At 48.1% G+C, this 345-nt stretch carries 1 protein-coding gene; it reads left to right on the top strand.

Annotated features, from left to right (window positions below; genetic code table 11):
- Positions 1–345, top strand: a 345-nt coding sequence (locus NR126_RS29185; protein WP_256832513.1) for a hypothetical protein, incomplete at both ends; no start/stop codon positions are given.

Here is a 345-nt window from a genome sequence, read left to right as displayed (position 1 = left end):
AGAGGGGAAAGGAAGGAAGGGGGAGGAGGGAAGAAGAAAAGGAGAGGAGAGGGAAAGGGAAAGGAGAGGAGAAAAAAAAGAAAAGGGGAGGAAAAAAGAAAGAGGGGAAAAGAGGGGGGAGAAAAAAGAAAAAAAGGAGAGGAGGAGAGGAAAAGAAGGAAGAAGGGGGAAAAGAAGAAGGAAAAGGAGGAGGAAAAAGAGAAGAGGGAGGAGGAGGGAGAAAAGAGAATTAGGGAGAGAAATGAAGAGGGAAAGGGAGGAGTAGATTTAAACAGGAGGGAGGGAAGGGAGAGCGAAAAGAAGGATATAGGAGAGGTAGGCGGCGGTGTGAAGGGTCATGGTGGC

It is taken from the genome of Pseudomonas sp. Pse1 (assembly GCF_024519635.1).
GTDB lineage: Bacteria > Pseudomonadota > Gammaproteobacteria > Pseudomonadales > Pseudomonadaceae > Aquipseudomonas.
This window is presented reverse-complemented; position numbering and strand designations above follow the sequence as displayed.